The sequence below is a fragment of the Streptomyces sp. NBC_01216 genome, from assembly GCF_035994945.1.
Taxonomy (GTDB): Bacteria; Actinomycetota; Actinomycetes; order Streptomycetales; family Streptomycetaceae; genus Streptomyces.
Map to the genome: position 1 here is coordinate 5,460,397 of NZ_CP108677.1, position 22,918 is coordinate 5,483,314.

21 protein-coding genes and 1 riboswitch are annotated in these 22,918 nt (G+C 71.4%); of the genes, 15 read left to right on the plus strand and 6 right to left on the minus strand.

Annotation, left to right across the window (positions count from 1 at the left end; translation table 11 throughout):
* The first annotated feature begins 108 nt into the window (after positions 1-108).
* Positions 109-1,368 (plus strand): L,D-transpeptidase, encoded by a 1,260-nt coding sequence (locus OG393_RS24465; protein ID WP_327376845.1) that lies wholly within the window; start codon positions 109-111, stop codon positions 1,366-1,368.
* Between the two features lie 112 nt (positions 1,369-1,480).
* Here OG393_RS24465 and OG393_RS24470 read toward each other — a convergent pair whose 3' ends face one another.
* Positions 1,481-1,882 carry a hypothetical protein gene (locus OG393_RS24470; RefSeq protein ID WP_327376846.1) on the minus strand — a complete coding sequence of 134 codons (402 nt, stop codon included), beginning with the start codon at positions 1,880-1,882 and terminating at the stop codon, positions 1,481-1,483.
* A 177-nt stretch (positions 1,883-2,059) separates the two neighbouring features.
* Here OG393_RS24470 and ctaE point away from each other — a divergent pair, with 177 nt between their 5' ends.
* The 6 genes from ctaE to OG393_RS24500 all read left to right on the plus strand — a co-directional run bounded on the left by ctaE (position 2,060) and on the right by OG393_RS24500 (position 9,347).
* On the plus strand, positions 2,060-2,680 hold the full coding sequence (gene ctaE, locus OG393_RS24475) for an aa3-type cytochrome oxidase subunit III (RefSeq protein ID WP_141296084.1): 621 nt from the start codon (positions 2,060-2,062) through the stop codon (positions 2,678-2,680).
* A gap of 64 nt (positions 2,681-2,744) precedes the next feature.
* The gene (gene qcrC / locus OG393_RS24480; RefSeq protein ID WP_327376847.1) at positions 2,745-3,554 is read left to right on the plus strand and encodes a cytochrome bc1 complex diheme cytochrome c subunit; all 810 of its coding nucleotides are present in this window, start codon (positions 2,745-2,747) and stop codon (positions 3,552-3,554) included.
* Positions 3,551-4,603 (plus strand): cytochrome bc1 complex Rieske iron-sulfur subunit, encoded by a 1,053-nt coding sequence (gene qcrA / locus OG393_RS24485; protein ID WP_327376848.1) that lies wholly within the window; start codon positions 3,551-3,553, stop codon positions 4,601-4,603. The genes qcrC and qcrA overlap by 4 nt, the downstream gene beginning before the upstream one ends.
* Complete coding sequence (gene qcrB / locus OG393_RS24490; RefSeq protein WP_327376849.1) at positions 4,600-6,225, plus strand: cytochrome bc1 complex cytochrome b subunit; 1,626 nt, start codon at positions 4,600-4,602, stop codon at positions 6,223-6,225. The genes qcrA and qcrB overlap by 4 nt, the downstream gene beginning before the upstream one ends.
* A 120-nt stretch (positions 6,226-6,345) precedes the next feature.
* Complete coding sequence (trpD, locus tag OG393_RS24495; RefSeq protein WP_327376850.1) at positions 6,346-7,437, plus strand: anthranilate phosphoribosyltransferase; 1,092 nt, start codon at positions 6,346-6,348, stop codon at positions 7,435-7,437.
* 98 nt (positions 7,438-7,535) lie between these two features.
* A riboswitch (SAM riboswitch) is annotated at positions 7,536-7,652 on the plus strand.
* 219 nt (positions 7,653-7,871) lie between these two features.
* Positions 7,872-9,347, plus strand: a complete 1,476-nt coding sequence (locus tag OG393_RS24500; RefSeq protein ID WP_327376851.1) for an aminotransferase class V-fold PLP-dependent enzyme — start codon at positions 7,872-7,874, stop codon at positions 9,345-9,347.
* A gap of 59 nt (positions 9,348-9,406) precedes the next feature.
* Here the strand turns inward: OG393_RS24500 and OG393_RS24505 are convergent, their stop codons facing one another.
* The gene (locus OG393_RS24505; RefSeq protein WP_215067605.1) at positions 9,407-9,688 is read right to left on the minus strand and encodes an Lrp/AsnC family transcriptional regulator; all 282 of its coding nucleotides are present in this window, start codon (positions 9,686-9,688) and stop codon (positions 9,407-9,409) included.
* Positions 9,689-9,840: 152 nt separating this feature from the next.
* Positions 9,841-10,578, minus strand: coding sequence for a rhomboid family intramembrane serine protease (locus OG393_RS24510; RefSeq protein ID WP_327376852.1), 738 nt, complete (start codon positions 10,576-10,578; stop codon positions 9,841-9,843).
* 196 nt (positions 10,579-10,774) lie between these two features.
* Here OG393_RS24510 and OG393_RS24515 point away from each other — a divergent pair, with 196 nt between their 5' ends.
* From OG393_RS24515 to OG393_RS24535, 5 genes are all read left to right on the plus strand, one after another.
* Positions 10,775-11,017: a hypothetical protein gene (locus OG393_RS24515; protein ID WP_327376853.1), complete on the plus strand. Its 243-nt coding sequence runs from the start codon at positions 10,775-10,777 to the stop codon at positions 11,015-11,017.
* Between the two features lie 34 nt (positions 11,018-11,051).
* Complete coding sequence (locus tag OG393_RS24520) at positions 11,052-12,416, plus strand: NYN domain-containing protein (protein ID WP_327376854.1); 1,365 nt, start codon at positions 11,052-11,054, stop codon at positions 12,414-12,416.
* 255 nt (positions 12,417-12,671) lie between these two features.
* Complete coding sequence (locus OG393_RS24525) at positions 12,672-13,700, plus strand: C40 family peptidase (protein WP_327376855.1); 1,029 nt, start codon at positions 12,672-12,674, stop codon at positions 13,698-13,700.
* A 220-nt stretch (positions 13,701-13,920) separates the two neighbouring features.
* Positions 13,921-14,937: a C40 family peptidase gene (locus OG393_RS24530; protein ID WP_327376856.1), complete on the plus strand. Its 1,017-nt coding sequence runs from the start codon at positions 13,921-13,923 to the stop codon at positions 14,935-14,937.
* Between the two features lie 63 nt (positions 14,938-15,000).
* A complete protein-coding gene (locus OG393_RS24535) occupies positions 15,001-16,224 on the plus strand; it encodes a hypothetical protein (protein WP_327376857.1) in 1,224 nt (407 codons plus the stop codon).
* 67 nt (positions 16,225-16,291) lie between these two features.
* Here the strand turns inward: OG393_RS24535 and OG393_RS24540 are convergent, their stop codons facing one another.
* Positions 16,292-17,629: a glycosyltransferase family 87 protein gene (locus OG393_RS24540; RefSeq protein ID WP_327376858.1), complete on the minus strand. Its 1,338-nt coding sequence runs from the start codon at positions 17,627-17,629 to the stop codon at positions 16,292-16,294.
* A gap of 85 nt (positions 17,630-17,714) precedes the next feature.
* Here OG393_RS24540 and OG393_RS24545 point away from each other — a divergent pair, with 85 nt between their 5' ends.
* The gene (locus OG393_RS24545) at positions 17,715-18,857 is read left to right on the plus strand and encodes a glycosyltransferase family 4 protein (RefSeq protein WP_327376859.1); all 1,143 of its coding nucleotides are present in this window, start codon (positions 17,715-17,717) and stop codon (positions 18,855-18,857) included.
* Positions 18,858-18,910: 53 nt separating this feature from the next.
* Here OG393_RS24545 and OG393_RS24550 read toward each other — a convergent pair whose 3' ends face one another.
* Complete coding sequence (locus OG393_RS24550; protein ID WP_327376860.1) at positions 18,911-19,426, minus strand: hypothetical protein; 516 nt, start codon at positions 19,424-19,426, stop codon at positions 18,911-18,913.
* A 107-nt stretch (positions 19,427-19,533) separates the two neighbouring features.
* Positions 19,534-21,330: an AMP-dependent synthetase/ligase gene (locus tag OG393_RS24555; protein WP_327376861.1), complete on the minus strand. Its 1,797-nt coding sequence runs from the start codon at positions 21,328-21,330 to the stop codon at positions 19,534-19,536.
* Positions 21,331-21,599: 269 nt separating this feature from the next.
* On the opposite strand from OG393_RS24555, the gene OG393_RS24560 reads away from it, so the two are divergent.
* Together OG393_RS24560 and OG393_RS24565 are read left to right on the plus strand one after the other, a co-directional pair.
* Positions 21,600-22,367: a metallophosphoesterase family protein gene (locus tag OG393_RS24560; protein WP_327376862.1), complete on the plus strand. Its 768-nt coding sequence runs from the start codon at positions 21,600-21,602 to the stop codon at positions 22,365-22,367.
* 97 nt (positions 22,368-22,464) lie between these two features.
* Positions 22,465-22,908 carry an SRPBCC family protein gene (locus OG393_RS24565; RefSeq protein ID WP_327376863.1) on the plus strand — a complete coding sequence of 148 codons (444 nt, stop codon included), beginning with the start codon at positions 22,465-22,467 and terminating at the stop codon, positions 22,906-22,908.
* Positions 22,909-22,918 lie beyond the last annotated feature (10 nt).

Below are 22,918 nucleotides of genomic sequence, written 5' to 3' on the forward strand. Positions count from 1 at the left end.
CACCCGCAGGACCCCGAGGGGCCCGGACACTTCGTCACCGAAGTGGCCGGGCCCCTCGTTTGCAGCACTCGGCGCGCTGGGCGCGTGGATTGTTCTTACGGTGATGTCATGAACGACACGCCGCGCATTCGGACTGTTCTGAGCTGCACTCTTATGGCCCTCACGTTCACCGCCGCCGGCAGCGCCTGCTCGGGTTCCGAGGACCATCCGCTGTCGGCCAAGCCGTACGACGCGGGGCAGCAGATCTCCTTCAGCGCTCCGACGGACGGCAAGAAGGCCGACCCGGACAAGCCGCTGGAGATCACCGTCAAGGACGGCGAGGGCCGCATCACCGACGTGACGGCCCTCGACGAGGCCGGACACCACCTGGCGGGCGAACTCACCGCCGACGGGCAGCGCTGGCGCTCCACCGGCGCGCTCACGGCGGGCGGCCGGTACACCGTCAGGGTCTCCACGGAGAACGAGGACGGCGCACCCGGCACCCGTACGTACACGTTCGAGACGGCCCCGGCGGAGCGGGCGCTGCTCGTCGCGTTCGGCCCGGAGGCGGGCACCTACGGGGTCGGGCAGCCCGTCACGGCCGAGCTGAGCCGCCCCATCGAGGACAAGGCGGCTCGCGCGGTCGTCGAGCGGGCGCTGAAGGTGCGATCCACGCCCGCCGTCGAGGGCGCCTGGCACTGGGTCGACGACAAGAAGCTGCACTACCGTCCGAAGGAGTACTGGCCCGCCGGCGCGTCGATCACGGTCTCCGGGAACCTCGACGGGGTGAAGATCGGCGACAAGCTCTACGGCGGCGCGTCGAAGCCGCTCAAGCTGACCATCGGCGACCGGATCGAGGCCCTCGCGGACGCGGGCTCGCACTACATGACCGTGAAGCGCAACGGAGAAGTGATCAACACCATTCCGGTGACCACCGGCAAACCGGGCTTCTCCACCCGAAACGGCATCAAGGTCGTCCTCGGCAAGGAGTACTACGTCCGGATGCGCGGCACCAGCGTCGGCATCGCGGAGGGCAGCTCCGAGTCGTACGACCTGCCGGTCTACTACGCGACCCGTGTCACCTGGAGTGGTGAATACGTCCACGCCGCACCCTGGTCCGTCGGCTCGCAGGGAGTGGCGAACGTCAGCCACGGCTGCGTCGGCATGTCGACCGGCAACGCGGCCTGGTTCTTCGAAACCGTCCGTCCGGGTGACATCGTGCAGACCGTCAACAGCATCGGCGAGACGATGGACACCTTCGGCAACGGCTTCGGCGACTGGAACATGCCCTGGGACAAGTGGCGCCAGGGCAGCGCCCTGACCGGCGCCGCCGGAGGCGCGGCGACCGCCGTGACCACCAACACCGCGCGTCTGCGGCCGTCCGTCTGACCGGCCGCCGCGCCCGGCGCCCGCCGAGTGCCCGCCCGGGTGCCCTCGGGCCGTGCGGAGGCCACCCGGCCGGCTCTCAGATCCCGTCGGGTGGCCTCCGGTCGACAGGCTCTCAGAGGGACAGCGCGAGCCGGGAACGCAGCAGGTCCGCCAGGGAGGCCGCGAAGTCGACGGGGTCGACCGGGAGGGTCACCGTGGCGTCCGCGCGGCTCCAGGTGGCCAGCCAGGCGTCCTGCGGGCGCCCGATCAGCAGCAGCACCGGCGGGCAGCGGAAGATCTCGTCCTTGATCTGGCGGCACACGCCCATCCCGCCCGCGGGGACGGCCTCGCCGTCCAGGACACAGACGTCGACGCCCCCCTCGTCCAGGTGCTTCAGCACCGCCGGGAGTGTCGCGCACTCGATGAACTCGACCGGGGGAACGTCGGCCGCGGGCCTGCGTCCCGCCGCGAGGCGTACCTGCTCGCGGGTGTTCGCGTCGTCGCTGTAGACCAGGACCGTGGCGCTCGACTGCATCGTTCCTCCGTGAAGGTCATCAACCGATGCGGCGGAGCCTACTCCTCCCCACAGGCCGTCAACACCGCTTCGACGCCGTACGGGAGGGTCCTTCGCTGGGCCGTTCGGGCTGGACAGGACCCCCTGACACTCCGAACGGCACCCCCCGGAGTGAGGTCGGGATAAGCGACCGACATAATGTCGGTCGTGGCGACAGTAACGACAGTAGAAACCGGGCACGCGCACCCGTCGGTCAATCGACCGAACCTCACCAGCGTCGGGACCATCATCTGGCTGAGTTCCGAGCTGATGTTCTTCGCGGCCCTCTTCGCGATGTACTTCACCCTGCGATCGGTGACGGGACCCGAGTTCTGGGCGGAAAAGGCCTCGGCCTTGAACTTCCCGTTCTCGGCGACCAACACCACGATCCTGGTGCTCTCCTCCCTCACCTGCCAGCTCGGCGTCTTCGCCGCCGAGCGGGGCGATGTGAAGAAGCTCCGGACGTGGTTCATCATCACGTTCGTGATGGGTGCGATCTTCATCGGCGGCCAGGTCTTCGAGTACACCGAGCTGGTCAAGCACGAGGGGCTCTCGCTCTCGTCCGACCCCTACGGCTCCGTGTTCTACCTGACCACCGGCTTCCACGGCCTGCACGTGACGGGCGGTCTCATCGCCTTCCTGCTGGTCCTGGGCCGGACGTACGCCGCCAAGAGGTTCACTCACGAGCAGGCAACCGCCGCCATCGTCGTGTCCTACTACTGGCACTTCGTCGATGTCGTCTGGATCGGCCTCTTCGCCACGATCTACATGATCAAGTAATCGGGCCCGGCCCGAGCACATCCAGCAAGCACCGACGCAGAAGATCCTGACACCGGGGTAATCCGTGAAAAAGCTCTCCGCACGACGACGCCATCCGCTGGCGGCGGTCGTCGTCCTACTTCTCGCGCTGGCGGCCACGGGGGGGCTGTACGCCGCGTTCGCGCCCGCGGGCACGGCGAAGGCCGATGAAACCGCCCAGTCCCTCGCCATCGAGGAGGGCAAGAAGCTCTACTCCGTCGGCTGCGCCAGCTGCCACGGAACCGGCGGTCAGGGCACCTCTGACGGCCCCTCGCTGGTCGGCGTGGGCTCCGCCGCCGTGGACTTCCAGGTCGGCACGGGCCGCATGCCGGCCCAGCAGCCCGGCGCCCAGATCCCGAAGAAGAAGGTCATCTACTCGCAGGCTGAGATCGATCAGCTCGCGGCGTACGTCGCCTCCCTCGGTGCCGGCCCGATCACGCCGAAGGAAAGCCAGTACAACCCGGACGGAGCCGACGCCGCCCGCGGTGGCGAACTGTTCCGCACGAACTGCGCCCAGTGCCACAACTTCACCGGTGAGGGCGGCGCGCTGACGTACGGCAAGTACGCCCCGAACCTCGAAGGCGTGAGCCCGAAGCACCTCTACGAGGCCATGCAGACCGGCCCGCAGAACATGCCTTCCTTCCCCGACACCACGATGCCGGAGAAGGAGAAGAGGGACATCATCGCGTACGTCAAGGCCGTCAACAGCGACGAGGCCGACAACCCCGGCGGACTCAGCCTGGGTGGCCTCGGCCCCGTCAGCGAGGGTCTGTTCGCCTGGGTGTTCGGTCTGGGTGCGCTGATCGCCGTTGCCGTCTGGGTCGCGGCCCACACCGCTAAGGCCAAGAAGTCATGAGTAGCCAAGAGATTCCAGAAGAGAACCTGCCCGCAGCGCAGGACACCGCGCACGGCGCGGTCATGGTCGCCGACGACCCGTTCGCCGACCCGGGCCTCCCGCCCCACAAGCCCCGCATCCAGGACATCGACGAGCGGGCCGCCAAGCGGTCCGAGCGTGCGGTCGCCTTCATGTTCACGCTGTCGATGCTGGCCACGGTCGGCTTCATCGCCTCGTACGTGATCTTCCCGGTGGACAAGATCGTGTACATCTGGCCCTTCGGCCGGGTGTCCGCGCTCAACTTCTCCCTGGGGCTGACCCTCGGTGCCGCGCTGTTCTTCATCGGCGCGGGCGCGGTCCACTGGGCCCGCACCCTGATGTCCGACGTCGAGATGACGGACGAGCGTCACGCCATCCAGGCCGACACGGAGACCAAGGCGAAGGTCATGGCCGACTTCGCCGTCGGCGCCTCCGAGTCCGGCATGGGACGGCGCAAGCTGATCCGCAACACGATGTTCGGTGCGCTGGCGCTCGTTCCGCTGTCCGGCGTCGTGCTGCTGCGTGACATGGGTCCGCTGCCGGAGAAGAAGCTCCGCAGCACCATGTGGGCCAAGGGCCTCCAGCTGATCAACATGAACACGCACGAGCCGCTGCGTCCCGAGGACGTCGCGGTCGGTTCGCTGACCTTCGCCATGCCCGAGGGTCTGTCGGAGCACGATCACGACTTCCAGACCGAGATCGCCAAGGCCGCCCTGATGATCGTCCGGATCCAGCCGGAGGACATCAAGGACAAGCGCGAGCTCGAGTGGTCGCACGAGGGCATCGTCGCCTTCTCGAAGATCTGCACCCACGTGGGCTGCCCGATCTCGCTGTACGAGCAGCAGACGCACCACGTGCTCTGCCCGTGCCACCAGTCCACTTTCGACCTGTCCGACGGCGCCCGCGTCATCTTCGGCCCGGCCGGCCACGCTCTTCCGCAGCTGCGGATCGGCGTGAACGACAAGGGCTTCCTGGAGGCGCTCGGCGACTTCGACGAGCCCGTCGGCCCTGCCTTCTGGGAGCGCGGATGAGCACTGTGACCGATTCGAAGAAGAAGGCACCCGCCGGTGAGCGGGTCGCCGACTGGGCCGACGGCCGTCTCGGGATCTACTCCCTGGCCAAGGCCAACATGCGGAAGATCTTCCCGGACCACTGGTCCTTCATGCTCGGTGAGATCTGCCTCTACAGCTTCATCATCATCATCCTGACGGGCGTCTACCTGACGATGTTCTTCCACCCGTCGATGAACGAGGTGGAGTACCACGGCAGCTACATCCCGCTCCAGGGCCAGCTGATGTCCGAGGCGTTCAACTCGACCATGCACATCTCCTTCGATGTGCGCGGTGGCCTGCTCATCCGGCAGATCCACCACTGGGCGGCGCTGATCTTCCTCGCCGGCATGTTCGTGCACATGATGCGCGTGTTCTTCACCGGCGCGTTCCGCAAGCCGCGTGAGATCAACTGGCTGTTCGGCTTCCTGCTGTTCTTCCTGGGCATGTTCACCGGCTTCACCGGCTACTCGCTCCCGGACGACCTGCTGTCCGGCACCGGTGTCCGCTTCATGCAGGGCGCGATCCTGTCCGTGCCGATCATCGGCACGTACCTGTCGATGTTCCTCTTCGGCGGGGAGTTCCCCGGCGGCGACTTCGTGGCCCGCTTCTACTCGGCCCACATCCTGCTGCTGCCCGGCATCATGCTGGGTCTGGTGGTCGCCCACCTGATCCTGGTCTTCTACCACAAGCACACGCAGTTCGAGGGCCCCGGCCGGACGAACAAGAACGTCGTGGGCATGCCGCTGCTGCCGGTCTACATGGCCAAGGCCGGAGGCTTCTTCTTCCTGGTCTTCGGTGTCATCGCGGTCATCTCGGCGATCGCCTCGATCAACCCGATCTGGGCGCTCGGCCCGTACCGCCCGGACCAGGTGTCCACCGGCGCCCAGCCCGACTGGTACATGGGCTTCGCCGAGGGCCTGATCCGTGTCATGCCGGGCTGGGAGATCAACCTCTGGGGCCACACGCTGGTCCTGGGCGTGATGATCCCGCTGGCGATCTTCCCGGCGGTCCTGGCGGCGATCGCGGTCTACCCGTTCATCGAGTCCTGGATCACGGGCGACAAGCGCGAGCACCACATCGCGCAGCGCCCGCGCAACGCTCCGACGCGGACCGCCTTCGGTGTCGCCTGGATCACCGCGTACATGATCATGCTCATCGGTGGTGGAAACGACCTCTGGGCCACCCACTTCCACCTGTCGCTGAACTCGATCACCTGGTTCGTCCGGATCTTCTTCTTCGTCGGACCGGTCCTCGCGTTCATCGCCACGAAGCGGATCTGCCTCGGCCTCCAGCGTCGGGACAAGGACAAGGTGCTGCACGGTCGCGAGTCCGGCATCATCAAGCGCCTGCCGCACGGTGAGTTCGTCGAGGTCCACCAGCCGCTGAGCCAGGGCGAGCTGTACCGCCTCACGTCGCACGAGCAGAACCGGCCGGCCGAGCTCGGACCGCTGGTCGACGAGAACGGCGTGGAGCGCAAGGTCGGCGCGCTGGAGAAGCTCCGGGTCAAGCTCAACCGGAGCTACTACGGCGCGGACAGCCAGATCGTCAAGCCCACCGCCGAGGAGTACGAGGAGATCACCAGCGGCCACGGCCACCACTGATCACCTGACCTGAAGTCGCCACAGCGGGAGCCCCGTCCATTCGATGGACGGGGCTCTTCGCCGTCCCGCCGGGTCGATAGGGTGGGATCACCACCGAGACGTGCCGAATCTGGAGCTGCCATGAGCGCTGCTAGCCCCGCTGGTGGGGGCACCACCAGCGAAGCGAGGGGGAGACCGACCACGGCGGGCCGCTCCTGGCCCGGTGTGCTGAACACGCTGCTGGACGGCGGCGACCTCGGCAGCGAGGACTCCGCCTGGGCCATGGACCGCATCATGAGCGGCGAGGCCACCGACGTGCAGATCGCGGGCTTCGCGGTCGCGCTGCGGGCCAAGGGCGAGACCGTCGACGAGATCTCCGGCCTCGTCCGGACGATGTACGCGCACGCGCGCACCATCGAGGTTCCCGGCCGTTCGGTGGACATCGTCGGCACCGGCGGCGACGGCGCGAAGACGGTCAACATCTCGACCATGTCGGCGATCGTGGTGGCCGGCACCGGCGCCAAGGTCGTCAAGCACGGCAACCGGGCGGCCTCCTCCGCGTCCGGCGCCTCCGACGTGCTGGAGAAGCTCGGCGTCAACCTGGAGCTCACTCCCCAGCGGGTGGCCGAGGTCGCCGAGGAGGCCGGCATCACCTTCTGCTTCGCGGTGAGGTTCCACCCGGCGCTGCGGCACGTCGCCACCGCCCGCGGTCAGCTCGGCGTGCGGACGGTGTTCAACTTCCTCGGCCCCCTCACCAACCCGGCCAGGGTCCGGGCCCAGGCGACCGGTGTCGCCGACCCCCGGATGGCTCCGATCATGGCCGGCGTGCTCGCCGAACGCGGTTCCTCCGCCCTGGTCTTCCGCGGTGACGACGGTCTGGACGAGCTGACCACCACGGCCACCTCCCGCGTGTGGGTGGTCCGGGACGGCTCGGTGCGCGAGGAGGCGTTCGACCCCCGGGACGTCGGCATCGAGCTGGTGCCCGTGGAGGCGCTGCGGGGCGCCGACGCCTCGTACAACGCCGACGTCGCCCGCAGGCTGCTCGCGGGCGAGACGGGTCCGGTGCGGGACGCGGTCCTGCTGAACTCCGCGGCGGCGCTGACGGCGCTCGACCCGGGGGAGGGCACCCTCGCGGAGCAGTTGAGCGCGGGCATCGCCAAGGCGGCGGAGTCCATCGACTCGGGGGCGGCACGCCGGGCCCTGGAGCGCTGGGTCGCCGCCAGCAACGCCTGACGAGTGGTCGCCGGGCCCCGCTTCGGCGGGGCCCCGCTTCGTTCCGGGATCCGGACACGGGTTGCGCGGGAGCGATCACGTGGCATAACTTCGGGTCAGGTCATGAGTGACAGCGTTCAGGCCCCGGCTTGCTGTCCGGCAACCCTCCGTCCGTGGCGGGGTGCCCCGGGTGAAGACCAGGCCGTGGACAGCAAGGTCCGCGGCAAGCGCGGACCCCTGCGGAACCCTGGGGTCCTTGGTCCTCGAGGGAGCAGTCTCGTGAGCAAGCGAATGCGCTAGGGCTCCGGCCCTTTTCCCACCCCTCCGTACGGCCCTTCCACGCCGTACGTCGAGGCGTCCCCCGTGAGCGGCATCCTTCGTCGTGCCCCGCGGGCTTCTCACGTCACCTCCCCCGCGATGGCGGGGGACACCCCGTCCCGCAGGGAGACCTCGCCATGTCCGCACGCCCGCACGCCCTCATCGCCGACGCGACCGCCACGCCCGCCATCGTGCCCGGCACCTACACCGTCCCCGGGCCCGCGGTCGTCGGCGCCGACGCCGACGCCGCCGAAGGCTGTTGCGCCGAGCCTCTGCCGGTCCTCGGCCGGGACGTCACCGTCCCGCTGGTGACCGGGGGCGAGGTCACCTACGCGGCGCTCGACTACGCGGCCAGCGCCCCGGCGCTCCAGCGGGTCTGGGAGGACGTCGCCGCGTACGCCCCCTACTACGGCAGCGTCCACCGGGGCGCCGGCTACCTCTCCCAGCTGTCCACCGACCTGTTCGAGAGCAGCCGGGCCACCGTCGCCGAGTTCCTCGACTGCCGCCCCGGCGACCAGGTCGTCTTCACCCGCTCGACCACGGACTCGCTCAACCTGCTCGCCGCCGCGCTCCCGGCCGACTGCCGGGTCTTCGTCTTCGAGACCGAGCACCACGCCTCGCTGCTGCCCTGGCGGGACGCCCAGGTCACCTTCCTCGACGCGCCCCGCACCCCGGAGCAGGCCGTCGAGACCCTGGAGCGGGCCCTCGCCGCGCGGGCACCGCACGGCCCCGCCCTGGTCTGCGTGACGGGCGCGTCCAACGTCACCGGGGAACTCTGGCCCGTCGGGGAACTGACCGCCGCGGCGCACGCCCACGGCGCCCGCGTCGTGCTCGACGCCGCCCAGCTCGCGCCCCACCACCCCCTGTCCGTCCGGGAGTCGGACGTGGACTGGGTCGCCTTCTCCGGCCACAAGCTCTACGCCCCGTTCGGCTCCGGCGTCCTCGCCGGCCGCGCCGACTGGCTCCAGGACGCCGCACCGTACCTGGCCGGCGGCGGCGCGTCCCGGAAGGTCGCCCGCCGCGCCGACGGGGGAGTGGACGTCGAGTGGCACACCACCGCCGCCCGCCACGAGGCCGGCTCCCCGAACGTCATCGGCGTCTACGCGATCGCGTCCGCCTGCCGGGCGCTGACCGAGGCAGGCTTCGACACCCTCGTCGCCCGCGAGCAGCGCCTGATCGCCCGGGTCCTGGACGGCCTGGCCGAGGTGCCCGAGGTGACGGTGCTCTCGCTCTTCGGGGAGGGTTCCGCCGGACCCGCGCCCACCCGGGTCGGCGTGGTCTCCTTCGTGGTGGCGGGCTGGAACAGCTCCCACTTCGCCGCCGCGCTCTCCGCCGAGTACGGCATCGGTGTCCGCGACGGCCTGTTCTGCGCCCACCCGCTGGTGCGGACCCTGCTCGGCGGCGACCCGGAGGACGTCGGTGAGTGCGGTGCCCCGGAAGCCGCGCCGGGCGACCGGGGGGCGTCGCTCAACGCCATCCGCGTGAGCTTCGGCGCCGGCACCCCCGACGAGCACGTGGAGCGTTTCGTCGGAGCCGTGAAGGAACTGGTCCGCGACGGCGCCCGGTGGAAGTACCGCACCGAGGACGGCCGGTGCGTCCCGGACCGCGGCTGAGCACCCACCCGTACGAGTGAAGGGGGCCCTCCTCCGGGAGGCCCCGTGCCGGAGCGGTGTTACGACTCCAGGCCGATGGCGAAGGCCGCTTCCAGGTCGTGCTGGGAGTACGTGCGGAACGCGACGTGCGTGTCCGTGGCCTCGACACCGGGGATCTTGCTGATCCGGCCCGGGATGACGTCCGCCAGGTCGTCGTGCTGCGGTACGCGCACCATGGCGATCAGGTCGTACGTCCCGGTGACCGAGAAGACCTCGCTGACGCTGTCGAGCGAGGCGATGGACTCGGCGATCTCGGGGATGCGGTCCACGCTGGTCTTGATGAGCACGATCGCGGTGATCACGGCTGGCATACTCCCTCGGTCGCCGCGGCTGGGAGCCTCACTCTAGTCCCACGTCAGGCGAGCCTCGCCGTGGGCGGGCGCGCCCCGCTCGGGCCGCGCCGGGTGAGGCGGGCCCGTCCCGACGGGGTGGGCCTCGTCCGGCGCGGCGGTGTTCAGCTCGCCGCGCTGCCGTCCCCGTCCCGGTCGGGAAGCACCGCCCGGCCGCTCCACCGCCGGTACCGGCCCCAGGCGTAGAGGAAGCCCACGGCGAAGCCGATCACGTGCGCCAGGTACGCGACCCCGGGGCCCGCCCCGGCCGTACGGGCCGCCGTCCACTGGAGCGCGAACCAGAAGATCAGCACGATCCAGGCGGGGAAGCGCAGCGGCAGGAAGAGGAGGAAGGGGAACAGGCTGGTGACCCGGGAGCGCGGGAAGAGATAGAGGAAGGCGCCGAGCACCGCCGAGATCGCGCCGGACGCCCCCACCAGGGTCTGCGCGCTGTCCGCGTAGGCCGCCGCGTAGCCCAGCAGGGCCAGACATCCGCACACCAGGTAGAAGAGCAGGAACGGCCCCCGTCCCATCCGCTCCTCGGCCATCGCGCCGAAGACGTAGAGGAACAGCATGTTCCCGAGCAGATGCAGCCAGTTGCCGTGGACGAAGAGCGCGGTCAAGGGGGTCAGCAGGGTGCGTGGCCCGCCGCTCGTCAGCTCCGCCGGGACGACGCCCCAGCGGTGGAAGTAGGCGCTCTGGGCGGCCAGGGACGCGTCCCCGGTGCCGTGCGCCGGATTCAGTCCGGACACCGGACCGATAAGGAAGACCAGGCAGCACGCGGCGATGAGGCCGTAGGTCACCGTCGGCCCGTTCCGGACGCCGTGCCACGCCCCGGAGGCCGCTTCCCGCCAGTCGATCATGGACAGATCATGACATACCGGGGTCGACCTGGACAGAGTGCCTCGCCGGAGGGGCAGGTGCCCCGCCTCCGAGTCCTGCTCCGCCTGGGCGGGGGATACCCCGATGGCCGTAGGGTACGGGCATTACATCCGCAGTTCGACGGCGCACCGCGGCTCCCGCACCTGGTACCACGCACCAAGAAATGAGGACGGCACGATGACGGCGATTCCCCAGCCGACCGCCGAGACCCGCTGGCGCTGCACGCTCTGCGGAAATCTGACCCGCTTCGACGTGACACGCTCCTCCAAGGTCGTGGAGTACATCCATCTGGACCTTGCCGGGGAGTCCAAGGTGGAGGAGCGCGACGTGGTCAGTGAGACCATCGAGTCGGTCCGCTGCCGCTGGTGCAACGCGGTGGATCAGATCGAACTGGTGGACAGGCCGGGCAGCGCTTCCTGACGGAGCGGTGCGAACGACAGTGGGGTGACGGATCGTGGAGCAGCCCACGCGTGGTGAGGAGTCGGCCGGCGCGTCGGGTGACGCCGCCGAGACGCTCGACCGCCCGCTGCCGGAGGGCGTGCGTCGCAAGGTCGTCGCGCTGGTCGCGGACGCCTTCGGCGGGCTGACCGTCGCGGAGCTTCCGGCACCGCTGCGCCAGTACGCGCGCTTCACCGCGAGCCGTCGGGCCAAGTTCGCCGGCAACGCCATGGCGGCGTCGCTGGCGAACGACCCGCTCTTTCGGCAGCGCATCGGCGAACTGGTCAGGGACGCCCAGCCGGAACTCGCCGCATCGGTCGAGTCCGGTGCGCCGCCGGCCGCCGCCGATCCCGTCGACGTCGCCGCGGCGGCCTACGTCCTGCGCCCCGCGGGCTGGGTCAAGCTGGTCGCCGCCGCAGGCGAGGAAGCCCAGCGCGCGGACGCCGAGCGGGCCGACGAGGCGGGTCGGCGCGAACTGGAGCGGCTGCGCGAGGAGGTCGCCGCCGCCAAGGAGCGCGGCCGGAGTGAGACCGAACAGCTGCGCCATGACCTGGAGGCGACCCGCAGGGAAGCGGAATCGCTTCACCGCAAGCTGCGCAGCGCCCAGAGCGACGTGAAGCGAGGCGAGGCGGCGCTGCGTCGCAGTCAGGCCGAGATCGACACGGCGCGGGCCGAGGCCGCCGCGCGGGTGTCGGCGGCGGAGAGCGAGACCCGGCGGCTCAAGTCCCGGCTCGGCGAGGTCGAGGCGGCCCTGGAGGCCAGCCGCCGCGCCGCCCGCGAAGGGCGTTCGGTGGAGGACATGCGGCTGCGGCTGCTGCTGGACACGGTGCTGGACGCGGCGCAGGGGCTGCGTCGCGAGCTGGCGCTGCCGCCCGCCTCCACGCACCCCGCCGACACGGTCGACGCGGTGGAGCCCGGCCGGATGTCGCCGAAGGACATCGCCGCCCGCGCCCTGTCGGAGACCGATCCCGCGCTCCTGGACCAGCTGCTCGAACTGCCGCAGGCCCATATGGTCGTGGACGGGTACAACGTCACCAAGACCGGCTATCCGACGATGCCGCTGGAGAAGCAGCGGCTGCGGCTGCTCGGCGGGCTGTCCGCGCTCGCGGCCCGCTCCGGTGCCGAGATCACCTGTGTCTTCGACGGGGCGGAGCTGGCCGCCCCGGTGCTGCTCGCGCCGCCGCGCGGGGTGCGGGTGCTGTTCTCGAAGCCGGGCGTCACCGCCGACGAGCTGATCAGGCAACTGGTGCGCGCGGAGCCGCCCGGCCGCCCGGTCGTGGTGGTCTCCACCGACCGGGAGGTGGCCGACGGAGTGGCGAAGGCCGGCGCACGGCCGGTCGCGTCCGCCTTGCTGCTGAAGCGGCTTTCGCGCGCCTCGTGAGGTCTGTCAACACCTGCGCCTCATGTCCGAATTGTGGACGACGCATGGTCGACGACCCGTCACTCACCGTGCGCCGCCTGAGAATTTTGTGCTCTGTGAGCGAGATTTTGCCCCTGAGGATTTGAACTGATCACAAGTCGGTCACTAGGGTCTGGCCTCGAACCTTCGCACGGTTGATCGTCCATCCGGGATGACAGTGAAGGAACCGCCTGCCGCAGCCTGGTCGGCGGCTCGAGGAAGAAGGAGATCGCCTTCGTGGCGTCCCACCGTCGTCCCAAGCAGCCGAGCCGCACCCGTGTGACCGTGCTCACCGCGACCGCCGCCGCCGCCGTCGCACTCACGGCCCAGACCGGCGCCCAGGCGGCTCCGAAGCCGAAGATCGACGAAGTGAAGTCGAAGGTCGACAAGCTGCACCACGAGGCCGAGGAGGCCACGGAGCAGTACAACCTCGCCGAGGAGCGCCGCGGCAAGCTCCAGGACGAGATCGGGGCGATCCAGGACAAGGTGGCCCGCGGTCAGCAGGAGCTCAACACCCTCCGCGACTCCATCGGTTCCGTCGCCAGCGCCCAGTACCGCTCCGGCGGCATCGACCCGGCGATCCAGCTCTTCCTCTCCTCCGACCCGGACACCTACCTCGACAAGGCGTCGGCGATCGACCAGCTCGGTGCCAAGCAGGCCGATGTGCTCCAGTCGATCCAGGCCAAGCAGCGGACCCTCGCCCAGCAGCGTGCGGAGGCGACGACGAAGCTGGGCGACCTCGAGGAAGTCCGCAAGACCCTCGGCGAGAAGAAGAAGGCATTCCAGGGCAAGCTCGCCGAGGCGCAGAAACTGCTCAACACGCTGACCGCCGCCGAGAAGGCCAAGCTGCGGCAGGACGAGCTCCGCGCCAGCCGGGCCGCGGGTGACCGCGTCGACCTCGGCAACGAGGTGCCGGCCTCCCAGCGCGGCGCCGCGGCGCTCAACGCCGCCGCCACGCAGCTCGGCAAGCCGTACGTCTCCGGAGCCGAGGGCCCCAACTCGTACGACTGCTCGGGTCTGACGATGTGGGCCTACCGCCAGGCCGGCGTCTCGCTCACCCGCACCACCTACACCCAGCAGAACGACGGCGTGAAGATCGGCCGCAGCCAGCTCAAGCCGGGCGACCTGGTCTTCTTCAACAACCTGTCGCACGTCGCCCTGTACGCGGGCAACAACACGATCCTGCACGCCCCCAAGCCCGGCGCCGTGGTCCGCTACGAGTCGATGAGCTACATGGGCACGTTCCAGTTCGGTGTGCGCGTCTGACGCCTCCGGACACCGTCGTCCGGGGCTCCTTCCGGAGCCTCCGACACGACGCCCGATCGGGTGGTTCGCGGCGTACGCGGCGAACCTGACGCCCCGCCGGTGACCTGTGGTCTCCGGCGGGGCGTCACTTTGGGTAGCCGGCGGCTTCGTTGGAGCGGGGCGGATCACCGGCTACTGTCTGCCGCGCCAGTCTGCGTAGAAGCCGAACGGAGCGCGACACGTGGCGTCCCACCGCCGACCCGCGAGGGTCACCGTCCTCACCGCCGCCGCGGCCACCGCCGCCACGGCCTTCGGCGCCGTTCCCGCGAGCGCTGACCCGGGCGGCGCCCCGGAGCCACCCCGGGCCGCGGTCGACCGCCTCCTCGCCGAGGCCGAACGCGCCACCGAGGTCTACAACGAGGCCGATGAGCGGGCGGACGCCCTGCGCGGGACCGTCTCCCACGCGCGGGACAGCGTGGCCCGCGGCCAGGAACGGATCAACCTCATGCGGGGCGCGCTCGGCACGGTCGCCGGCGCCCAGTACCGCTCCGGCGGCATCGACCCGGCCCTCGCCCTGCTGCTCTCCTCGGACCCCGACTCCTACCTGGAGCGGGCCTCCGTGCTCGACCGGGCGACCGCACGTCAGGGCGCCGCGCTCGGCAGGCTCCGGCGTGAGCAGCGTCGCCTGGACCAGGAACGGACCGAGGCCACCCGGCTGCTCGCGGAGCTGGAGCGCAGCCGCACCCGGGTCGCCCGGCACAAGCGCACGGTCGAGCGGAAGCTCGCCGAGGCGCGACGGGTGCTGCGGACCCTCAGCGTGACCGAGCGGGCCGAGTTCGACGGTTCCGCCCGCGCCTCGCGGTCCGGCCGCGAGGAGGCCCCGCCGTCGCTCGCCGGCCTCGCCCCCGGCTCCTCACGGGCCGCCGCCGCCGTGCTCGCCGCCCGCGCCGCACTCGGCAAGCCCTACGTCTGGGGCGCGACGGGGCCGTCGGCCTTCGACTGCTCCGGCCTGATGGTCTGGTCGTACCGGCAAGCCGGGATCAGCCTGCCGCGGACATCCTCGGCGCAGCGGAACGCGGGGCGGCGGGTGCCCCTCTCCGAGGCCCGGCCCGGGGATCTGGTGACCTACCGCGGCGACGCCAGTCATGTGGCCATCTACGCCGGCGACGGCCAGGTGATCCACGCTCCGTACCCCGGCGCACGGGTGCGGTACGACCCGGTCGGGATGATGTCCCACGCCACGGTGACCCGGGTCTGACCGCGGACCCGGCCCCTACCGGCCCGCACACCCCACCGGGGCACCGGCCGTACGATCGAAGGCGTGGCGGGTCAGGGACGTGGAGCGGTGCGGCGGACGGCCGTCTGTCTGCTGGTGACCCTGTTGGCCCTCGCCGGGTGCGCGGGGCCCGGCTCCGACGGACCGGCCGATCCGGCGGTCCGGGAGATCCAGAGCCTCCTGGACCGGCGTGCCAGGGCGCTGCTCGCCCGTGACGAGGCGGCCTTCGTCGCCGGCCTCGACCCCGCGCTCGCGCCGTCCGCGCTCCAGGAGTTCGAACGGCTCGCCGACGTCCCGCTCGGCACCTGGGAGTACCGGGTGACCGAGGTGGACCGGACGGGCGGGGACCGGGCCACGGCACACGCCGCCCTCGGCTACCGGCTCGACGGCTACGACTCCGCGCCGGTCACCACCGAGCGCGTCCTGGACCTGACCGAGCGGGACGGACGCTGGTACGTGACCGCCGACCGCCCCGGCGAGGGCGCCGGCCCACGGCTCTGGCAGCAGGGCGATGTGGAGGTGGTGCGAGGGGAGCGGAGCCTGGTCCTCGGCGTCGGCCAGACACAGGAGCGGCTGCGCGAGGTCGCGGCGGCGGCGGACCGGGCGGTGCCCGTGGTGTCGGCGGTCTGGCCGGACGCCTGGGCGGACCGGGTGGTCGTCCTCGTCCCGGCCACGCTGGAGGCGATGGGCGGGCTGCTCGGCGCGCCGGGGACGTCCTACCGGGGCATGGCGGCCGTCACGACCGGCGAGGCCGGTGGCGGACCGGACGCCCCCGCGGACCGGGTGATCGTGAACCCGGAGGCGTACGGGGTGCTCGGGGACTTCGGCCGCCAGGTGGTCCTCACCCACGAGACCACGCACGTGGCGACCCGCGCGCACACCTCGGCCTCCACTCCGGTCTGGCTCTCGGAGGGGTTCGCCGACTGGGCCGCCTACCGGGGCACCGGGCGCACGGCCGCCCAGACGGCGCCCGAGCTGAGGCGCTCGGTCCAGGCGGGCCAGGCCCCGCAGCGGCTCCCCGACGACGGGGACTTCGCCTTCGGCGGGGACCCGGAGGCGCTGGCGAGGGCGTACGAGAGCGGCTGGCTGGCCTGCGAACTGATCGCCGAACGCTGGGGAGAGGCCGCGCTCGTCGCGTTCTACCGGCAGGTGGGCGCGCACCCGGGCCGGGACGGAGCGGTGGAGAAGGCGCTGCGGGACGTGCTGGACACCAGCCCCGGTGACTTCACCGCGGCCTGGCGCGCCTCCCTGGCCCGGCGTCTGGCCTGAACCCGACCCGCCGCGCCGCCCGCCGTACGAACGGCTCCGTGCGCGGGGGCCGCGGCCCGGCCGGTCTTCAGGGCAGCGGCGCGACGCTCCGGCGGTCCCGTTGCGCCGGCAGGGTCGGGGGCGTGCGGCGCGGCTCCGTCACGGTCTGCCGCCACAGCACCCGACAGGCGCTCAGGCAGGCGGCGACCAGCAGGCCGTTGCGGACGAGCAGCAGGGCGATGCCCAGCGGGTCGCTGTGCGACACGTGCGTGAACCACACCGGGAACTCGAACTGTGTGACGGCCGCCGCCCACACCACCAGATGTGCCGGCCGTCGCATCCCGCTCGCGCGGTAGGCCAGGCAGACCGCCGCCAGGCCGAGCAGCCAGATCATGTACTGCGGACTGATCACCCGGCTCGTGGTGGTGAACAGCAGCACCGCCACGAAGGCCGCGTCCGCCGTGGTGGTCGTGGAGAACGCGCGGGCTCGTATCCGCCACCACGCCAGCCAGCCGAAGGCGGCGACGGACAGGACCTTCGCCGCCAGGGTGACCAGGGGGACGTACGGACCGAGGAACTCCACCGAGCCGTAGTTCAGCCGGGCCTCGCCCTCCCAGCCGAAGTGGCGGCCCACGTGGAACACCAGCGCGCCCAGCGACTCGACCTCCGTTCCCCGGTCGCGCTGGAAGGTCAGGAAGGCCAGGGCCCCCGGCGCCGCGAGCGTGCACAGGAGCAGCACCCCGGCCGCCGCGCCCGCCGCCGTCCACCAGGACCGTAAGGTGGCCCGGCCGCGCGGGGTCCCCGCGAGCAGCAGCGCCGGCCAGACCTTCAGCGTCGCGCCGAAGCCCGCCAGCGCGCCCAGCAGGCGCGGGTGGCGCAGTCCGGTGAGCAGCGCGGCGACGGCGACGGCGGTGACCATCACGTCGTACCGGGCGTAGGCGGTCGGCCCGAGCAGCGGGACACCCGCGATCCAGATCCACGCGCCGTGCGGCGAACGGCCGGGACGCCCGCCCGCGTACCGCAGAAGTCCGAACACGAGCGCGTCGCACAGGAAGGCCAGGACGAAGAAGGCGGCGGCGTACCCCAGGAACGGCAGGACCGCGGGGGAGAGGATCGCGAGGGCGGCGGCGGGTGGGTACTGCCAGGTGACGTCGTCCAGCGGGTACGTGCCGGACCTCAGGACCTCGTACCACCCCTGGTAGATCTGTTCGACGTCGCTGGTGACGTCCGGTCCGGGGACCGTGACGACCTTGAAGACGCACAGCAGGAGGACGATCCGGGTGACGCCCCAGAGGGCGACCGGGTGGCGCGGGAGGCCGCGCAGGGCGCCGGTCCGTCCGCCGGCCGGGGTGCCCTTGGCCGCCACCGGAGCCAGGAGCGGTTCCTCACCCGTGTCCGGGCGCGACGCGCCCCGTACGCCCGTCATTCCCACGTGTCCTCGTCCTGTCGGTCCGCTCGTGCGGAGGTGGTGGTGCCGGGCGGGGAGTGCGGCCCCTGTACATTCGGCCACGATGCACAAGACCCTGATCGTAACCAACGACTTCCCGCCCCGTCCCGGCGGAATCCAGGCGTTCCTGCACAACATGGCGCTGCGTCTGGACCCCGAGCGGACCGTGGTCTACGCCTCCACCTGGAAGCGGGGCCGTGAGGGGGCCGAGGCGACCGCCGCGTTCGACGCCGAGCAGCCTTTCACGGTGGTCCGCGACCGCACCACCATGTTGCTGCCCACCCCCCGCGTGACCGCGCGGGCGGCCGGGCTGCTGCGTGAACACGGCTGCACCTCCGTGTGGTTCGGGGCCGCGGCACCGCTCGGACTGATGGCGCCCGCGCTGCGCCGGGCCGGTGCCCGGCGACTGGTGGCGACCACCCACGGGCACGAGGCGGGCTGGGCGCAACTGCCCGCGTCCCGGCAGCTGCTGCGGCGGATCGGCGAGGGTACGGACACGATCACCTACCTCGGCGAGTACACCCGCTCCCGGATCGCGGCGGCCCTGACCCCGGCCGCCGCCGGTCGGATGGCGCAACTCCCGCCGGGGGTCGACGAGAAGACCTTCCATCCGGGCTCGGGCGGCCGGGAGGTGCGGGAACGCCTGGGCCTCAGCGACCGCCCGGTCGTCGTCTGCGTCTCCCGGCTGGTGCCGCGCAAGGGCCAGGACACGCTGATCCTGGCCATGCCGGAGATCCTGCGCCGGGTGCCGGACGCGGTGCTGCTGATCGTCGGCGGCGGTCCCTACGAGGACGATCTGCGCAAGCTCGCGCGGGAGACCGGCGTGGCCGGCTCCGTACGCTTCACGGGCGCCGTCCCGTGGGAGGAACTGCCCGCGCACTACGGCGCGGGCGACGTCTTCGCGATGCCCTGCCGCACGCGCCGCGGCGGGCTCGACGTGGAGGGGCTCGGCATCGTCTACCTGGAGGCTTCGGCCACCGGTCTGCCGGTCGTCGCGGGCGACTCCGGCGGTGCCCCGGACGCGGTCCTGGACGGGGAGACCGGCTGGGTCGTGCGCGGCGGAGACCCCGAGGAGTCCGCGGACCGCGTCGCGACGCTCCTCCTCGACCCGGAACTGTCCCGCCGTATGGGCGAGCGGGGCCGTCGGTGGGTCGAGGACCGCTGGCGCTGGGACCTGCTCGCCGAGCGCCTGAGGGAACTGCTCTGAGGGCCGCCCCGAACCCCGGCCGGGAACCGCGGCCCGGCCGGGGTTCGGGGCGGTCAGACGGGCAGGTAGTCGGTGAGCGCGCAGCCGTCCACCAGGAGCTTCTCCCGGCGGTAGCCGTCCGGCACCACGAAGTCCTTCTCGCAGGTGAAGAGCAGGACGCCGGAGCGCTTCAACTCCTCGGCCACCGCCGTGTCGTCCGCCGCGAGGGCGAAGTCCTGTCCGAGGAGGAAGCGGCCCCCCGCCCCCTCGGCCGCGGCCTTCTTGTTCGCCTTCTGGAACTTCTCCATGTCCGACACCGACAGCAGCGTCAGGGTGTCCCGGCTGTCGTTCCCGCACACCGCGCGTGCCTCGATGCCCCACGCGGGGTCCGCGGACTCCCGGCTCAGGGCGCCGTCGACGCCGGTCCGCAGGTCGCTGCACATGGTGTGCTGCCCGACGAGCCGTTCGAGCGCCGCCATGTCCCCCGCCTTCGGCAGGCCCGCGTCCTCCCCCCAGGCACTGCCACAGCCCGAGACCGTGACCAGCGCGGTGAGGGCCGCGCCCAGGACGGCGGTGCGCTTGAGCCGCATGTGAACCTGCTCCTCCTGTGTTTCCTCGGCCGGGCCCGTCCCGGCACGCGAGAACGCCCCCGCCGGGTCCGCGAAGCGGGTTCCGCCGGGGGCGTGCCGAGCGTACGTCACGCGTGGTAGAGCGACTCGATCTCGTCGGCGAAGTCCTTCGCCACCATGTTGCGCTTCAGCTTCAGCGACGGGGTGATGTGTCCCGCCTCCTCGGTGAACTGCGCCTTCAGGACGCGGAACTTCCGGACCGACTCGGCCTTGGACACCGCCGCGTTGCCGTCGTCCACCGCGCGCTGGACCTCGGCCAGCAGGTCCGCGTCCTCCCGCAACGAGGCGGCCGTCGAGTCCGCGGGCTTGCCGTGGTCGACGGCCCAGCGGCTCAGGAACTCCTCGTCCAGGGTGACCAGCGCGCCCACGAACGGGCGTCCGTCGCCGACGACCATGCACTCCGCGACCAGCGCGTGGGCACGGATCCGGTCCTCGATGACGGCCGGGGCGACGTTCTTGCCGCCCGCCGTCACCAGGATCTCCTTCTTCCGGCCGGTGATCGCGAGGTAGCCGTCCTCGTCGAGCGTGCCGATGTCACCGGTGTGGAACCAGCCGTCGGTCAGCGCCTCGGCGGTCGCCGTCTCGTTCTGCCAGTAGCCGCCGAAGAGGTGCTCGCCGTGCAGCAACACCTCGCCGTCGTCGGCGATCCGCACCACCGAGCCGGGCAGCGGCTGGCCCACCGTGCCGATCTTCTGCCGGTCCCACGGGTTGAAGGCGGTGGCGGCGCACGACTCGGTCAGACCGTAGCCCTCCAGCACGGTGAAGCCGATGCCGCGGAAGAAGTGCCCCAGCCGCTCGCCCAGCGGCGCCCCGCCGGAGATCGCGTACTCGCCGCGCCCGCCGAGGACGGCGCGCAGCTTGGAGAAGACCAGCTTGTCGAAGATCCTGTGCTTGATCCGCAGGCCCAGGGAGGGGCCCTGCGGGGTGCCGATCGCACGGCTGTACGCGATCGCCGTGTGCGCGGCCCTGTCGAAGATCCTGCCCTTGCCCTCGGCCTGGGCCTTGGCGCGCGCCGAGTTGTAGACCTTCTCGAAGACACGCGGCACACCGAGGATCAGCGTCGGCCGGAAGGCCGCCAGTTCGTCAGTGAGGTTCTTGATGTCCGGGACGCAGCCCAGCTTGATCGGCGCCATCACGGAGGCGACCTCGACCAGGCGCCCGAAGACGTGCGCGGCGGGCAGGAACAGCAGGACCGAACACTCGCCGGTGCGGAAGAGCGGCTTCAGGCGCTCCACCACGTTGCCGCACTCGGCGAAGAACGCCCGGTGGGTCAGCACGCATCCCTTGGGGCGGCCGGTGGTGCCGGAGGTGTAGACGATCGTCGCCGGGTCGTCCGCGTTCGCCGCCGACATCCGCTCGTCGAGCAGCGCGTCGGACACCCCGGCGCCGTCCTCCGTGAGCCGGGCGACGGCGTCGTCCTCGATCTGCCGCACGCCCTTCAGAGCCGGCAGGTCGTCCCGGACGGAGGCCACCGACTCCGCGTGGGCCGCGGACTCCACCAGGGCCAGCGAGGCACCCGAGTCACCGAGGATCCACTGGATCTGCTCCGGTGAGCTGGTCTCGTACACCGGCACGGTCACCGCGCCGGCGCTCCAGATCGCGAAGTCGAACAGGACCCACTCGTAGCGGGTCCTGGAGAGCAGGGCCACCCGGTCGCCCGGCTCGACACCGGAGGCGACGAGCCCCTTGGCGACGCCACGGACCTCGGTGAGGAACTGCTCGGCGGTGACGTCCGTCCAGACGCCGGCCACCTTGCGCCCCATCACGGCGACATCGGGGTGCTGAGAGGCGTTGCGGCGGATGAGATCCGTCAGGTTGCCGTCCGTGGGGACCTCGTACAGGGCCGGAAGGCTGAACTCGCGCAAGACTGCTGCTCCTCATCGGGCGCCGGCGCCACGGCTCTGTGTGATGCACCGGTGCGGTCCAAGATCGGGCAGGGGTGCTCAGTGGGGGTGAGCACGACTGGACTGCTCGGACGTTACCCACCAGTACTCGGTTCCCGATAGGGGGTCCCGGTCAGATGTTCGGTGCGTCACATATGTGTGGCGGTGCTTCGCGCACAGTAATCCACACCGTCGACGACTCGGAAGTAACCGCAGGTCCGACAGGCTCTATGGTGAATTCCATGTCAGGCATGAGAGTTCACGTGGTCAGTGACGTGCACGGAAACGCCACCGCCCTCGCCCGGGCGGGGGACGGCGCGGACGCCCTGATCTGCCTGGGTGACCTGGTGCTCTTCCTCGACTACGCCGATCACAGCCGCGGGATCTTCCCCGACCTCTTCGGGGTGGAGAACGCCGATCTGCTGGTCTCGCTGCGCACCGAGCGTCGCTTCGACGAGGCCCGTGACCTGGGGCGGCGGCTCTGGTCCGCGCTCGACGTGGACCGCGACACGGCCATCGAGTCCGCGGTGCGCCGCCAGTACGCGGAGCTGTTCGCGGCCTTCCCCACCCCCACCTACGCCACCTACGGGAACGTCGACATCCCCGGCCTGTGGAGCGAGTACGCGCGTCCGGGCACCACCGTCCTCGACGGCGCGCGGACCGAGATCGGCGGCCTCGTCTTCGGCTTCGTCGGCGGCGGGCTGCGCACCCCCATGCGGACGCCGTACGAGGTGTCCGACGAGGAGTACGCGGCGAAGGTCGAGGCCCTCGGGGAGGTCGACGTGCTCTGCAGCCACATCCCGCCCGACGTGCCGGAACTGACCTACGACACCGTCCCGCGGCGCTTCGAGCGCGGCAGCCGGGCGCTGCTGGCCGCGATCCGCCGCACCCGCCCCCGGTACGCGCTCTTCGGGCACGTCCACCAGCCACTCGTGCGCCGTATGCGGATCGGGGCCACCGAGTGCGTCAACGTGGGCCACTTCGCCTCGACGGGCAGGCCGTGGGCGCTGGAGTGGTGAGCGGTGCGGGGCGGGCGCCGGGGGCGGTATAGCCTTCGGGTCGGCACGCCAGTGCCCTTCGACTTCCGCCGGACCGCACAGTGGAGGAGCCACCGCGATGGCCGAACACACCAGCTCGAGCATCACCATCGAGGCGGCGCCGGCCGACGTCATGGGCGTGATCGCCGACTTCGCCCGCTACCCGGAGTGGACGGGCGAGGTGAAGGAGGCCGAGGTCCTGGAGACCGACCCGGCCGGCCGCGCCGAGAAGGTCCGCCTCCTGCTGGACGCCGGGGCGATCAAGGACGACCACACCCTCGCGTACACCTGGACCGGTGACGGCGAGGTCAGCTGGACGCTGGTCAAGTCCCAGATGCTGCGCGCCCTCGACGGCTCCTACCGGCTGGCCCCGGCGGCCGGCGGCGCCCGCACCGAGGTCACCTACCAGTTGACCGTCGACGTCAAGATCCCGATGCTGGGCATGATCAAGCGCAAGGCGGAGAAGGTCATCATCGACCGCGCGCTGGCCGGACTGAAGAAGCGCGTCGAGTCGGGCGCGTAGCCCCGCCGCC